We start from the raw sequence: 13,581 nt of genomic DNA, 5'->3' as shown, positions 1-13,581 counted from the left end.
GGTTGATCCGGCTGGGGACCCGCTAGACCTTCGCTGTTGCAATATCGTGCAATTTCAGAGACTAATCAGGGTCATATTCATGACGAAGGGTTGACAGAAATCATATCACACAGTGATGTCACAGGAGTGTAACGCGCAATGCGCAATGGACGGAAACATGCAGCCAAATCACAAACGCGCGCAATCATGCGGCTTGCCACCGGTTCAGGAGCGATTCTTCAATCGTGAATTGAGCTGGCTTTCGTTCAACCGGCGCGTATTGGCCGAAGCGGTCAATCCTGACTATCCATTACTGGAGCGTCTGCGATTTCTTTCGATCAGCGGCAGCAACCTTGATGAATTCATGATGGTGCGCGTGGCCGGGATTGCAGGCCAAGTGCGCCGCCAGATTGACGAGCTGTCGATTGATGGCAAATCGCCGACGCAGCAATTGGGCGGCTTGCTCGATGCGGTCAAAGACCTGATCGATGCACAGCAAGAAGTGCTGGTGGGGCTAGCAAAGGATCTGGCGGCGGCAGGCATCCGCTTGATCGACAACGATCCCTTCACCCGCGCCGAGGCGGACTGGCTGCGTGCCTATTTCGAAGAACACGTCGTCCCGATCCTGACGCCGCAAGCGATTGATCCGGCGCATCCTTTCCCGTTCATCGCCAATCAGGGCACCGGCATCCTGTTCCAGATGCAGCGGCTGGCCGATAGCGCCAACGTCAGCGAGATGATCCTGATCCCGCCCGCTTTGCCGCGCTTTGTCCGGCTGCCGGGAGAGAATGCTTCTTGGATCGGCATCGAGGAACTGGTCCGGCGGCACGCCGCGCTGATCTTCCCCGGCTTCCGCGTGCTTGGCCACGGGACGTTCCGCCTTCTGCGCGATAGCGATATCGAAATCGAAGAAGATGCCGAAGACCTTGTGCGCTATTACCGCACCGCCATCCAGCGGCGTCGTCGCGGCAAAGTGATCATGCTGCAATTGCAGGATAACTTTGATCCCGATGCCGAACGCCTGTTGCGCGATCAATTGCGGCTCGATCATGCGCTGGTGATCAAGAGCAAGGGCTTGTTGGCGATCAATGGCCTTGCCACGGTGGTGGATGAAGACCGGCAGGAACTGAAATTCGATCCCTATAATCCACGCTACCCTGAACGCGTGGCCGAACACGATGGCGATTGCTTCTCGGCCATCCGGGAAAAGGATCTGGTGATCCACCATCCTTACGAAAGCTTCGAGGTGGTGATCGATTTCCTGCGGCAGGCCGCGGCCGATCCCGATGTGGTGGCGATCAAACAGACGCTCTATCGCGCGGGCAAGCAATCGGCAGTGATCGCAGCGCTGATCGCGGCGGCAGAGGCGGGCAAATCGGTGACGGCGGTGGTCGAACTGAAAGCCCGCTTTGACGAAGAGCAGAACCTGATGTGGGCAGCCCAGCTCGAACGCGCGGGCGTGCAAGTGATTTACGGGTTCGTCGATTGGAAAACGCACGCCAAAATCAGCCTTGTGGTGCGGCGCGAAGGCGGGGGCTATCGCACGTATTGCCACTTCGGCACGGGCAACTATCACCCCGTCACCGCGCGCATCTATACCGATCTGTCGTTCTTCACCGCCGATCCGCGCATGGGCCGCGATGCCGGGCAATTGTTCAACTTTGTCACCGGCTATGTTGAGCCCAAGCACACCGAGTTGCTGGCCATCTCGCCGATCAATCTGCGCGAAAAGCTTTATGAATGCATCGACCGCGAGATTGAGCTTGCGGGCAAGGACCGTCCGGCGACAATATGGGCCAAGCTGAACCAGTTGACCGATCCCGATCTGATTGACCGGCTTTACGTCGCCAGCCGCGCTGGCGTGGAAGTGCGGCTGGTGGTGCGCGGAATTTGCTGCCTGAAGCCCGGCGTTCCGGGCCTTTCCGAAACGATCGAGGTCAAATCGATCATCGGGCGTTTTCTGGAACACAGCCGCATCTGGGCCTTTGGCAATGGTGCAAGGATGCCAAACAAGCGCGCGCGGCTGTTCATCTCGTCAGCTGACGGGATGAGCCGCAACATGGGCCGCCGCGTGGAAGTGCTGGTGCCGGTGCGCAACCCCACGGTGCATGACCAGATCCTTGATCAGGTGATGCTGGCAAACCTGCTGGACACTGAACAAAGCTGGGCATTGCATGGCGATGGTGAATACACCCGCTTTGAAAAGGGCGACAAGCCGTTCAACTTGCATCGCTACTTTATGACCAACCCATCGCTATCCGGGCGCGGGGCAGCGCTTTCCAGTGGAAGAAAAGTACCCAAGCTTGCGCTTCGTCGCGGCGCGGCCCACCGTGGCTGAGTGATTCATACGCTTACGCACAATCCGACTTTTGCCTGGGGATCGGCCCGCGCCGTTATCGACATTGGCTCGAACACGGTGCGGCTTGTCGTCTATGGCGGCCCGCCGCGCGCGCCTGTTGTGATGCTCAACGAAAAAGTCACGGCCAAACTGGGCAAAGGCGTGGCCGAGGACGGCAAGCTTTCGGGCAAGGCCATGACCAACGTTCTGGCAGCGCTTGCGCGCTATAAGGCTATCATTGACCTTGGCGGGATTGGCACGGTCGATGTGGTTGCCACCGCAGCGGTGCGCGATGCCACGAACGGAGCCAAGTTCCTTGATCGCGTGCGTGCGCTGGGCTTTGCGCCGCGCCTGCTTTCGGGCGTTGAAGAGGCGGAGACCAGCGCCACGGGCGTGATCGGCGCATTTCCCGATGCGCGCGGGATCGTTGGCGATCTGGGCGGCGGCAGTCTTGAATTGGTGGATGTGGCCGATGGCGGCACCAGCCACGGCATCAGTATGCCATTGGGATCATTGCGCCTTGCGGCCATGCGCGCAGGCGGGGATCGGACTTTTGCGCGCAAAGTGGGCGCGATGCTGGCCAAAGCGGATTGGGCAGCAGAGCCGGGCGTCACGCTTTATCTGGTTGGCGGATCGATGCGCGCCTTTGCCCGTGCGGCCATGGTGCGGATGAACTGGCCGCTTGAGGATACCCACGGATTTACCCTTGATGCAGCCAAGGCGGCAGATTTGGCGCGGTTGCTGTCACGGCGGGGGCAATTGCTCAAACCCATCGACGGCGTTTCCAGCAACCGCTTGGGCGCCATTCCTGATACAGCGGCGCTGATTGCCGTGCTCTTGCGCAGGCTTATGCCAAGCCGGATCGTATTCTCGTCTTGGGGCTTGCGCGAAGGGCTGCTGTTCGGTTCGCTTTCGCCCGATGAACAAGCGCAAGACCCGCTGGTTGCAGGCGTGGCCGATTTCGTCACGCAACTGGGCATTACCGCTGACGAAGGCGATGCGGCAGTGCGCTGGATGCAAGATGTGGTGCCGATGGCCCGCACGCCGTTAGGCCGAGCCGCGGTGTTGCTCTGCCTCGCCTCTGGCCGTGTGGAGCCGAATTTGCGCCGCGAAACCCCGCGCGCGTGGGGCCTGCGCAAACGCTGGATCGGCGTTGAGACATCGGGCCGTGCGATCCTTGCGGCGGCCTTGCAAAGCAGCGTTTCGCGCGGCGGGCCGGTTGACGATCTTGCGCTGCTCATGCCGGCCAATACTCTGGTCGATGCGCAAGTTTTGGGTCTGGCCACCCGCTTGTGTCGCCGGTTAACGGCCGGATGCGTGCCGCTGATCGGACGCACCACATTGCGCCTGATTGAGGGGAAATTGGCGCTGGACAGCACAGAACCTGCTCTGATCGGCGATGGTGCCTTGCGCGATCTGAGAGAGCTTGGCCAGCAGATGGGGCTGGAACTGGCTTAGCGGCCTTGCTGTAGGGCGCGATGGTTGCGATTGGTTAACCATATTTGCTTAAGCCGTGATCCAAGAGCCCATCGGATGCTTTGTGCAAAAGCACAAACTGCTTTCCGAACAGTATCTTGGAGAAATGATGATTGCCCCGAGTGCGCGCGCTGTTTTCTTCGCGACCATCATTACCGGCAGTTTCCTGCTGTTCCTTGTGCAGCCGATGGTTGCCAGACTGGCGCTGCCGCTGGTTGGCGGTGCGCCCAGTGTCTGGAACAGTGCCATGCTGACATACCAGACGCTGCTGCTGGGCGGTTATGGCTATGCGCTGTGGCTTTCGAACAAGCCTGTGAAACGTCAGGCCGCGATCCACATCACGCTGCTGCTGCTGGCGGTGCTGACGCTGCCGATCACCTTGCGCGAATGGGTGCCGACGCGCTCCGGGCTTGAAGCTGTTACGATTCCGCTGTTGCTGCTCGTGTCCATCGGTCCGGTGTTCGGGCTGGTTTCGGCGCAAGCACCCCTGATGCAGCGCTGGTACGTGGCTGATCCCGAAGCGGGTGAGCCATGGTGGCTCTATTCGATATCGAACTTTGGCAGTTTTGCTGGCTTGCTCGCCTATCCGCTGCTGGTTGAACCGCTGTTCAGCACGCACGCGCAAGTGTGGGCGTGGTCCATCGGCTTTTGCGGTCTGATCGCGCTGGTGTGCCTTGCCGCATGGACCCGGCGGGGCGTTGCCGCCCATGTTGTTGCTACAGTGGCTGATACGGCAGGTGAGCACGCCGGGGAGGAGCAGGCCGGTCTGGTGTCACGCGCGCAAATCGCGCTCTGGCTGGTGCTATCGGCGGTGCCTTCGGGGCTGATGCTCTCCACCACCACGCATCTGACAACCGATATCGTGGCGATGCCGTTGCTCTGGGTGATCCCGCTGGCGCTTTATCTGCTCAGCTTTATCGTGGCATTTGCCAGCCGCCAGACTGTGGCGCGGCTGGTCTTGTGCGCAACGCCGATGCTCATGCTGGTCGGCGCACGTGTGATGATGAGTTCGAAGCAGCAAGCCTCGATCTTCCTACTCCTGCTCACGCTGGTGCTGGTATTTGCGATCTGCACCGCACTGCACAGCCGCCTTTACAGCCTTCGCCCGCATTTTAGCGCGCTGACCAAGTTCTATTTCGTGATGTCGCTTGGCGGCGCGCTGGGCGGGGCCTTCACCGCGCTCGTGGCGCCGTTGGTATTCAGTTGGACGTGGGAGCATCCCCTGCTGCTGCTGGCCGCAGCTTTGCTGGTGCCGTTGCCGGTTCTGGTGGATTGGCCCGCGCGCCTTGGCATTGCGCAAGCCCGTGCACGGCTGCACGCCCTGGGCCTTGCCGTGATCGGACTGTTGTTAAGCGTTTGGTTGCTGGCGGTGGCCAATGCGGGCCCGTCAACCGGCTGGGCTCCGGGCCTCGAACTGGCTCTGATGGCAGCGATCGTCCTGATCGGTCTGGCCTGCCTTGCGTGGAGAACCCTGTTCGTTACCCTGCTGTGCGGCTTGGTATTGGCGCAGGGCGGGGTCGAGACTATCGCCTCCTTAGCTCATTCCGATGCCCGCCGCAGTTATTTCGGCATTTATCGCATTCAGGATGATCCGGTGACCCGATCGCGCGCGATGATGCATGGCACCACCGTTCACGGCGTCCAGTCGCTTGATCCTGCCAAGCGTCGCACGCCGCTATCGTATTATGGTGTCAATTCGGGCGCGGGATTGGTGCTGGCCAAGACCGAGGCGATGTTTGGTGCGAAGGCAAGGGTCGGCGTTGTCGGTCTCGGCGGAGGCACTCTGGCGTGCTACGCCCGTCCCGGACAAGTCTGGACGTTCTTTGAAATTGATCCGGTCGTCTGGGATTATTCGCGCGATGGCACCTTCACTTTCCTGCGCGATTGCACGCCGGATGCCAAAGTGATCATTGGCGATGCGCGGCTGGAACTGGCCAAGCTGCCCAAGGCCACCTTCGATGTTCTGGCGGTTGATGCCTTCTCCTCCGATTCCATCCCGCTGCATTTGCTGACCGACGAGGCGCTGGGCATTTATACCAATGCTCTGGCCCAAAACGGTGTGCTGCTGATCCACATCTCCAACCGGTTCATGCGGCTTGAGCCTGCGATTGCGGCCCTTGCCCGAAAACGCGGGCTATCGGCGCTGCAATTGATTGACCGGCCAGCCAAGGGCTCGCTGACAAGGGCTTCGCAATGGGTGGTTTTGGCGCGTGATCCGGCAACTTTCAGCACATTGCGCGCAGATAAACGCTGGCAACCCCTCATGCCGCCGCAAGGCCCGGCATGGACCGATGATCATGCCTCCGTCCTGCCCTATATCCTTTGGCGGCAATTGATCCTCAAACCTTGAGTCGGGGGATGCCGGTCATCTTGCATTGAAAACTTCAGCCTGATGCTCACGCCAACGTCGTTGGCGCTGGGGCTGGCCAATCTCAGTATCCAGGCGATCATCAACGAGAACGATTATTCCGGCTCCGATCTTACCGGAATAGCGTTGGGCGATTACCTGATTTGAAGTCCGCGCTAGGCCACCGGCAGTCTTGGGATAGCACGGGATGCCGGTGGCGTGAGTATCCTGCCCACATCGTAGTAGTTTGCCCTCCGTCAGCCGGGAGCGTCACCACGCAGCGGTTTGGCGGCATATAGTCCGAACGCGGCAATCACAGCATAGCACAGCGCGGGCAGGGTGAACGCAATCGCGAGGCTGCCGGAGAGATCAGCCAACGTGCCCGTAAGTGGCGGGATCACGGCGCCGCCTACAATCGCCACGCAGATCACACCCGATCCGTCTGCCGTGCGCGGCCCCAATCCTTCGCAGGCAAGGCTGAAGATGGTGGGGAACATGATTGAATTCATCAGGCCGACCAGCAAAAGGGCATAGCCTGCAACCGCGCCGCCCGAATTGGCCGAAATGATGATCAGGGCGATGGCTCCTGTGGCGTTGGCCATCAGCACTTTGCCCGGGCTGAACACCCGCAACAGGCCTGAGCCCAGAAACCGCCCGACCAGCGCTCCACCCCAGTACAGCGGGATCAGTTTGCCGGCCGATTGCTCATCAACGCCAAGCACCGATGATTGCATCAGATAGTTGACGATGAACGAGCCAATCGCAACCTCTGCGCCGACATAAAGGAAGATGCATGCAGCGCCGAAGCCGAAGCGCTTTTGCTTCAACAAATCGAAGCTACGGATGATCGAACCCTCGCTATGACGTTCGCCCTTCAGGCGGTGGCGATTGAACCATACCACGCCGGCGACCACGGCCAGCGCTGCGGCAAGGCCAAGATAGGCCATTACGACCACACGGGTTCCCTCGACGCGATAAGCGTCAAGCGCTGCGCCGGACAATTGCGCTGCCGAAACTTCCGCCAGCCCGCCAAGGATCAGGATCGAGCCGACATAGGGGAAGATTGTGGTGCCAAGCGAATTGAATGCCTGGGCAAAGGTCAACCGGCTGCTGGTCGTCTTGGCAGGGCCAAGCAGCGAGATCAGCGGATTGGCCACCACTTGCACCACCGTGATCCCCGATGCGAGCACGAACAGCGCGAGCAGGAATACGGAGAATGTGGCGCTGGCCGATGCCGGAATAAACAGCAGGCAGCCGCCCATCATCGTCAGCAAGCCGACTACCGCGCTGCGCATGTAGCCCAGCTTTTTCACCAGCGCGGCTGCCGGAATCGAAATCGCGAAATAGGCTGCAAAGAATGCCGACTGCACCAGCATGGCTTGCGCGTAGTTAAGCGTGAACAGTTCTTTCAGTTTGGGGATAATCACATCGTTCAACGACGTGATGCCACCAAAAATGAAAAACAGCGCAAAGACGAATAGCTGCAAGCCGGGCGCGTTAATCGCTGTCCCATTGGCGTCAACTTGATCCGGATCGCCTAACGGGTTGGGGGTAAGCGCCATGCAATATCCTTTTGTTCCTGTTCTTGCTCAACAGTTGGGCGAAAAAATAGAGTTCCAGTTGCCTCAAGACTTGCGGCACGTAAAGTGGCTTTCAATCAGGCAGAGGACCGCCATCAGGCCCACGGCGACACCTTGTGACGCTCTCGGCCACGGCATTGTCGTTGCCGCTGCCGCTGGGCCGGATCGGGCTGAATACGGGCCGCAGCATGGCCGAATGGGGGCGCGAGGTGGGCGCATTCACCGCGTTTGCCGGGATGCCAATGGCACCGGACAACCTGCCATGTCACTCCCGCTGGGCATGTCTGCCGACGGGTTGCCCATCGGCATTATGACCACTGGTCGTTATGGCGAGGAAGGGCTGCTGTTCCGGCTGGCCGAACAAGTGGAGCGCGCCGCACCAAGGATCGGGCGGCGGCCAAAAGCCGGATGAGATAAGGGGAGCTTAACGGGACAGACCAGCTTTTTCCCATTGTCTTGCTCCTCTATCATCTGGCCATAAGGTAGTAATACTTATAGCATTATCAAATAGTTGGCCTTGCAAGGCTGCAAACTAGCCCGCACACGAATGGTCGACAAGAGGTGGGGAGCGACTGGCATTCGGAAATACTTGATCGCGTCGACCGCGCAGCCGCTGGTGCAATTCCTCATTATCGGGGCTGCCATCTGCGGGATTTATGGACTGGTCGCCCGTCCTCAAGCTGCACCGACCGAGATCGAGGTAGGGGCTACTGAACTTCGATGGCTTCGCAACGTGTGGCAGGGGCAGTTCGGGCGTCCTCCCAGCGTTGACGAGCTTCGCGCGGCGGTGAAGGTCTATGAGGACGAGGAAATGCGCTATCGTGAAGCGCAGGCGCTTGGCCTTGATCGCGATGATACCATCGTCCGCCGGCGCATGGCCCAGAAGTTTGATTTCCTGACGGGTTCGCAGGACAATGACACAACGCCGACCGAGGCCGAACTTCGCGCGTTTTTTAACAAGACGCCCGGTGATTACACCGCACCATCGGCGTTCGGGTTCTGTCAGGTCTATTTTGGTGACGGGGCAGCCGGATTGAATGCGGCCAAGGTTGCGGTCGTTAACCTTTCCCCTGCCGCGATCCGTGATCCGGCAGCAATTCCTGCCGGTATCATCGCCATTCCATTTCCGCGTTGCTATCAGGGGACGTCGCGTGCCGACGTGCTGCGCAACTTTGGCACAGCGTTTGCTGATGTACTTGGCAAGTTGCCCGTGGGCGAATGGCAAGGCCCGGTCGAATCCGGCTATGGTTTCCACGCGGTATTGCTGACCGGGCGCAAGCCGGGCCAGGCATTGAGCTTTGCCGAAGCAAGGCGCTCGGTCGAGGCAGGCTGGCGCGCGCAGGCGATCCGGACTGCCCGCGAGCGGCAAGATCGTGAACTGCGCAGCCGCTACAAGATTACAGTCGATGAAAAGGCGTTGCTTGAACTGAGCGCGAGTAACGCAGGCCAAGCGCGGTGAGGCATCTTTCAGGTGTTCTGGCCATTATCATGGCGCTGGCGCTGGTCCTGCTGGGAGCGGGCCGCGCTGAGGCCCATGAGGTTCGGCCGGTTTATCTGGATATCAAAGAGACGGCCGCAGGACGCTATGACGTGATCTGGAGGGTGCCGGTTACCAATGGCATGGCACCGCCGGTTTCGCCACGCTTCGCAGCGGGGTGCAAGGTTAGCGGCGGGCTGCCGTGGGTGGCAGGATCATCTGCCGTAAGCCGAATGGTGGTGACTTGTGCCGAAGGGTTGGCCGCAACCACGATTACGCTGGATGGGCTTTCGCACACCATGATCGATGGACTTGTCCGCATCCAGTTTGCTTCGGGCGAGGTGGCAACGCGGTTGGTCCGTCCGGCCAATCCCGCGTTTACCGTGCCCGGTGCCAATGGGCCGCTGGATGTGATCCGGATTTATGCCGGGCTGGGCACCGAGCACATTCTGGCCGGTTATGACCATCTGTTGTTCGTGCTGGGAATGGTGCTCTATGTGAAGCGGTCGCGGGCTGTGCTGCTCAGCATTTCCTCTTTCACGCTTGCCCACAGCATCACCCTGTCAATGGCTGCGCTGGGCGTTATAGCTGTTCCGTCGGCGCTGGCAGAGGCTTTGATCGCCTTGTCGATCCTGATGCTGGCGGTGGAATTGGTCCGGTCTGCGGCCAGTCCTGACGGTGCAACCGGATTGCGGCCGGCGGTTCTGGCCTTTGTGTTTGGGCTGCTGCACGGGCTCGGCTTTGCCGGAGCGCTAGCGGCCATCGGTCTTCCCGCCCACGAGATTCCGTTGTCGCTGCTGGGCTTCAACATAGGCGTGGAGTTGGGCCAGATTGCCTTTGTGATCGTGATTCTTGCCATTGGCCGTGTGACGCGTGCGCTGGGGCCGCAACTGCGGCAGAGGGCCTATCGTGTTTGCACATATGCGATCGGTTCATTGGCGGCGTTCTGGACCATTGAAAGAGTCATGGCGTTCTGACGGGCGGCCGTGCTGCCCGGTCTGACCGCCGATTTTATTACGTGACCCGGGGGGTAGGCCGACAGTGGCCGACGGGTACTTGGAGAAGAGCATGTACCATCGCAACAAGGGCTTAGTGCCGCTGCTTGGCGTTTTGCTGATGACAAGCGCCTGTAACGATTCATCAAAATCCGATGGCCTTGTTGTGCTGCCGGGCGGCGGTACTCCGACGCCGACCGCATCGCCGACGCCGCCTGCCGAAGCCGATCCCACGCGCGTGCTGTGGGGCGATCTGCATCTCCATACCGCATGGTCATTTGACGCCTTTGTGTTCACCACGACAGCAACGCCCGATGACGCGTTCAACTTTGCCAAGGGCGCGCCGCTGGCGCATCCGGCGGGGGGTGTCTACCAGCTTGACCGGCCACTGGATTTTCTGGCGGTGACGGATCATTCGGAGTTTGTTGGCGTGGTCAATGAGGCGGCAGACCCGTCCAACCCGCTGTCGACCGTGGCGGTTGCAGCCAACCTGCTTAACCCAAATCCGCTGGTATCGGGTCAGGCATTCCTTGCGATGGGCGCGGCAATCCGCGCGGGTAACAAGGATTATTTCACGCCAGAACGGGCCGCGTCTGATCAGGCTTCGGCTGATACGTGGACCCGCACGGTCAACATTGCCAATCGCCAGAATGATCCGGGCAAGTTCACCGCGCTGATCGCCTATGAGTGGACAGGGGCGCAAAATGGCGGAGAAATTCACCGCAATGTGATTTATCGGGGCGACACAGGGCCGTTGCCTTTCACATCGATGGACAGCAACCGGCCGGAAGACCTTTGGAATTTCCTTGAAGGTAACCGCCAGTCCGGACGCAATGTGCTGGCCATCCCGCACAACCCCAACATCAGTAACGGGGAGATGTTTGGCACGACGGATTCGTTCGGCAAGAAGATGACGGCAGCCTATGTTGCCACCCGATCACGCAATGAGCCTGTGGTCGAGATTACCCAGACCAAGGGCACGTCGGAAGCGCACCCGAGCCTTTCTCCCAACGACGAGTTCGCCAATTTTGAACTGATGGAGACGTTCCCCGGCAGCACGACGCCAATTACCAAATTTGCTGGTGGCTATGTGCGCGACGCCCTCAAGACGGGCCTTGCGATGCAGGATGGAGATGGTTTCAATCCCTACCGGTTCGGGGTGATCGGCGGGACGGATAGCCATCTTTCGATGTCGCCGGTGATCGAGAAGAACTATTTTGGTACCACGGGCAATCGCGACGGGACGGCCCAGTTGCGGATGGACTGCACGTATTGCGCCACGGGTTCGGATTTCCGCAAGTTCAGTTCTTCGGGGCTGACGGCGGTCTGGGCTGGGGAAAACACGCGCGCCGGGGTGTTTGATGCGCTTCACCGCAAGGAAACTTATGCCACCACCGGGCCGCGTATGCAGGTCCGGTTCTTTGGCGGGTTGGATATGTGGAACATCCCGGTCGGCAATTCGGGTTGGGTCGCGCGGGCTTATCGCGCAGGTGTGCCGATGGGTGGGACGCTCGGGCGGCTGCCGCTAGGGCGCGCGCCTGCGTTTGCGCTGTGGGCGCTGAAAGATCCGGACGGTGCGAACCTTGATCGTATCCAGATTGTGAAAATCTGGGTCAAGCGCGGGGTTACGCACGAGGCTGTGTTCGACGTTGCGCTGGGTGGCCAGCGCAAGAGAGCGCCGGGAACCGGCAAGCCGGAACCGGTCGGCAATACGGTTGACGCTGCACAGGCGACTTATACGAACACGATCGGTGCGGCGATGCTGGCTTCGAACTGGACCGATCCGACATTCGATCCCGATGTAGCGGCGGCCTATTACGTGCGCGTTCTGGAAATCCCGACGCCGCGCTGGTCCACGTATGACTCGGCGCGACTGGGGCGGGCGGTTCCCGCTGATCTGCCCGTATCCATTCAGGAGAGGGCGTTCACTTCAGCCATCTGGTATGATCCGACGAGGCGCTAATTCACAGGACTTTGGCGAAAGCCGCAGTACCCGCGACTGATTTTCCAGCCAATGCAGGCGTTAGGGGTGCGTGAAGGAAGGGGCCTCAGTTCTGCTTCGGCCTGCGTATTGTTCGGGCTGAAGCCTTCGCATGGGCATGTGCCGATAAGGCCGTTGCGCACCGGAGGCTGCGACCCGTGCTGCGGAAACGGGCTCCAATCTCGCCCAAACAGGGTGATATTGATTGTCCCTGCTCGACAATGCCTGGCGCTTCGATCAGAGTCAGCCTTATGAAGCCCTTGTCGCACGCGCAGCCCCTGTCTTTTTCGCCTCTAGCGTGGTTAGCCGCGGCACTGGCCGGGGTTGTGGCACCGGCCCTGGCGATGCTGCTGCTTGCGGACGTGCCCGCGCCGGCACCGCTGGCGTTGGTGGGTGGCCCGATACTGGCAGTGGGCCTTATGGGCGTTGGCATGATCGGAGCCGCCGCTGCAGGACGCCTGTGGATCGGTGTCCTATTGGCTCTGCTGGCCGGAGCGGTTCTCATACTGTTGGCCCATATGCTGGGCATGCCGCCGCTGCCGAACCCGTTCTCAACCGTACTGGCGCTTATCATCGCCAGCATCAGCTTTTCCGCGCGGGGCACCCTGTTTGCCCGTACCGTAGCCGCTAAGGGCTGGTGGATCGCCGTATCTGTGGTCAGCGGTGAGGCGACTATGCTGTTAACAGCCTCGGCTTGGCCAGGCTTGTGGCCGGATTGGCTGCTTGTCCTTTTGCCCGCGCAATGGGCCAGCGTTGCAATTCAAACGGCGCTTACAGGGTCGGGCACACGTGCGGCTAGTGGAGCTTTGTTGGCGCTCGCGGGCACTGCGGGCGTAACGCTACTGGTGGCCCGGCTGTGGCGGCGCGGCTGGCCCTATTTGCTGATGTTTTCGGCGTGGCTGGGTCTTTCCGCAGTCGTCTGGCACTGGCCCAGCCCGCGTATGCCCCGCGCTGATCTTGCGATTGCTGCGGCACCTGCCAGGCATATTGCGCCCATTGCGGTAACCGCTCCCGATCCCGCGACCGCCAGTGCGCTGGCCAGAGTGCAGCGCCAGATCGCAAAGTGGCCCGCCGCTCAGGTTCCAGACCTCACCCAACGGGCGCGCAACCTGCTGCTGATTGCCGCTGTGCCCGATCTTTACGATAGCGAACCACTGCAATCCCATCTGCCACTGCTGGTCGCGACCGAATTGAAAGCACGCCTGCCCGCCGATCAGCGGGCCGCCATCCTAGCCGCTATTGCCGATGATCCGGCAGCTGGAAGTGTTGCCGCCCGTGAGACTCTGCCAGCGTTGGGCCTGCCTGCCAATGTGGGGGATGAAGCACCTGTGCGGAACCGGATGGGGCTTTATGCCTCGCGCCTCAGAGGAAAATAGCCTGTACCGGGCGGGCTGCACGCAATCCCTAT

Annotated in this window: 11 protein-coding genes; 9 read left to right on the top strand and 2 right to left on the bottom strand. The window is 60.7% G+C overall.

The features are described 5' to 3' along the window. Nucleotides 1-157: 157 nt before the first annotated feature. The 4 genes from IP81_RS14985 (at nucleotide 158) to IP81_RS21540 (ending at nucleotide 6,308) form a co-directional block, all read left to right on the top strand. Entirely contained in the window at nucleotides 158-2,317 is a 2,160-nt protein-coding gene (locus tag IP81_RS14985; RefSeq protein ID WP_231626875.1) for an RNA degradosome polyphosphate kinase, read from the top strand. Continuing rightward, on the top strand, nucleotides 2,318-3,775 hold the full coding sequence (locus tag IP81_RS14980) for an exopolyphosphatase (protein WP_231626873.1): 1,458 nt from the start codon (nucleotides 2,318-2,320) through the stop codon (nucleotides 3,773-3,775). It abuts the gene before it with no gap. Between the two features lie 127 nt (nucleotides 3,776-3,902). After that, the gene (locus IP81_RS14975; RefSeq protein ID WP_054108834.1) at nucleotides 3,903-6,143 is read left to right on the top strand and encodes a fused MFS/spermidine synthase; all 2,241 of its coding nucleotides are present in this window, start codon (nucleotides 3,903-3,905) and stop codon (nucleotides 6,141-6,143) included. 42 nt (nucleotides 6,144-6,185) lie between these two features. Continuing rightward, nucleotides 6,186-6,308 carry a hypothetical protein gene (locus IP81_RS21540; RefSeq protein WP_255352434.1) on the top strand — a complete coding sequence of 41 codons (123 nt, stop codon included), beginning with the start codon at nucleotides 6,186-6,188 and terminating at the stop codon, nucleotides 6,306-6,308. Nucleotides 6,309-6,397: 89 nt separating this feature from the next. Here IP81_RS21540 and IP81_RS14970 read toward each other — a convergent pair whose 3' ends face one another. Both IP81_RS14970 and IP81_RS21345 read right to left on the bottom strand, forming a co-directional pair. Further along, on the bottom strand, nucleotides 6,398-7,702 hold the full coding sequence (locus IP81_RS14970) for a sugar MFS transporter (protein WP_054108820.1): 1,305 nt from the start codon (nucleotides 7,700-7,702) through the stop codon (nucleotides 6,398-6,400). Nucleotides 7,703-7,793: 91 nt separating this feature from the next. Then, nucleotides 7,794-7,976 (bottom strand): hypothetical protein, encoded by a 183-nt coding sequence (locus IP81_RS21345; protein WP_231626858.1) that lies wholly within the window; start codon nucleotides 7,974-7,976, stop codon nucleotides 7,794-7,796. Between the two features lie 6 nt (nucleotides 7,977-7,982). Here IP81_RS21345 and IP81_RS21340 point away from each other — a divergent pair, with 6 nt between their 5' ends. From IP81_RS21340 to IP81_RS14945, 5 genes are all read left to right on the top strand, one after another. Beyond that, complete coding sequence (locus IP81_RS21340) at nucleotides 7,983-8,132, top strand: hypothetical protein (protein WP_231626856.1); 150 nt, start codon at nucleotides 7,983-7,985, stop codon at nucleotides 8,130-8,132. Between the two features lie 177 nt (nucleotides 8,133-8,309). Next, nucleotides 8,310-9,179 (top strand): peptidyl-prolyl cis-trans isomerase, encoded by an 870-nt coding sequence (locus tag IP81_RS14960; protein WP_197274655.1) that lies wholly within the window; start codon nucleotides 8,310-8,312, stop codon nucleotides 9,177-9,179. Then, nucleotides 9,176-10,174 (top strand): HupE/UreJ family protein, encoded by a 999-nt coding sequence (locus IP81_RS14955; RefSeq protein ID WP_157573264.1) that lies wholly within the window; start codon nucleotides 9,176-9,178, stop codon nucleotides 10,172-10,174. The genes IP81_RS14960 and IP81_RS14955 overlap by 4 nt, the downstream gene beginning before the upstream one ends. Nucleotides 10,175-10,265: 91 nt before the next feature. Further along, entirely contained in the window at nucleotides 10,266-12,155 is a 1,890-nt protein-coding gene (locus IP81_RS14950; protein ID WP_054108816.1) for a DUF3604 domain-containing protein, read from the top strand. 344 nt (nucleotides 12,156-12,499) lie between these two features. Further along, nucleotides 12,500-13,549: a hypothetical protein gene (locus tag IP81_RS14945; protein ID WP_231626854.1), complete on the top strand. Its 1,050-nt coding sequence runs from the start codon at nucleotides 12,500-12,502 to the stop codon at nucleotides 13,547-13,549. Nucleotides 13,550-13,581: the final 32 nt, after the last annotated feature.

Origin of the sequence: Novosphingobium sp. AAP83 (assembly GCF_001295795.1) — a bacterium.
Lineage (GTDB): Bacteria > Pseudomonadota > Alphaproteobacteria > Sphingomonadales > Sphingomonadaceae > Novosphingobium.
Note: the sequence above shows the minus strand (reverse complement) of the source record. Positions and strands in the feature narration are given on the sequence as shown.

What these genes read in the sequence shown, in the direction of transcription:
- IP81_RS14985 (WP_231626875.1), top strand. Translation starts at nt 158, where the DNA reads ATGCAGCCAAATCACAAACGCGCGCAATCATGCGGCTTGCCACCGGTT.
- IP81_RS14975 (WP_054108834.1), top strand. Translation starts at nt 3,903, where the DNA reads ATGATTGCCCCGAGTGCGCGCGCTGTTTTCTTCGCGACCATCATTACC.
- IP81_RS21540 (WP_255352434.1), top strand. Translation starts at nt 6,186, where the DNA reads ATGCTCACGCCAACGTCGTTGGCGCTGGGGCTGGCCAATCTCAGTATC.
- IP81_RS14970 (WP_054108820.1), bottom strand. Translation starts at nt 7,702, where the DNA reads ATGGCGCTTACCCCCAACCCGTTAGGCGATCCGGATCAAGTTGACGCC.
- IP81_RS21340 (WP_231626856.1), top strand. Translation starts at nt 7,983, where the DNA reads ATGTCACTCCCGCTGGGCATGTCTGCCGACGGGTTGCCCATCGGCATT.
- IP81_RS14950 (WP_054108816.1), top strand. Translation starts at nt 10,266, where the DNA reads ATGTACCATCGCAACAAGGGCTTAGTGCCGCTGCTTGGCGTTTTGCTG.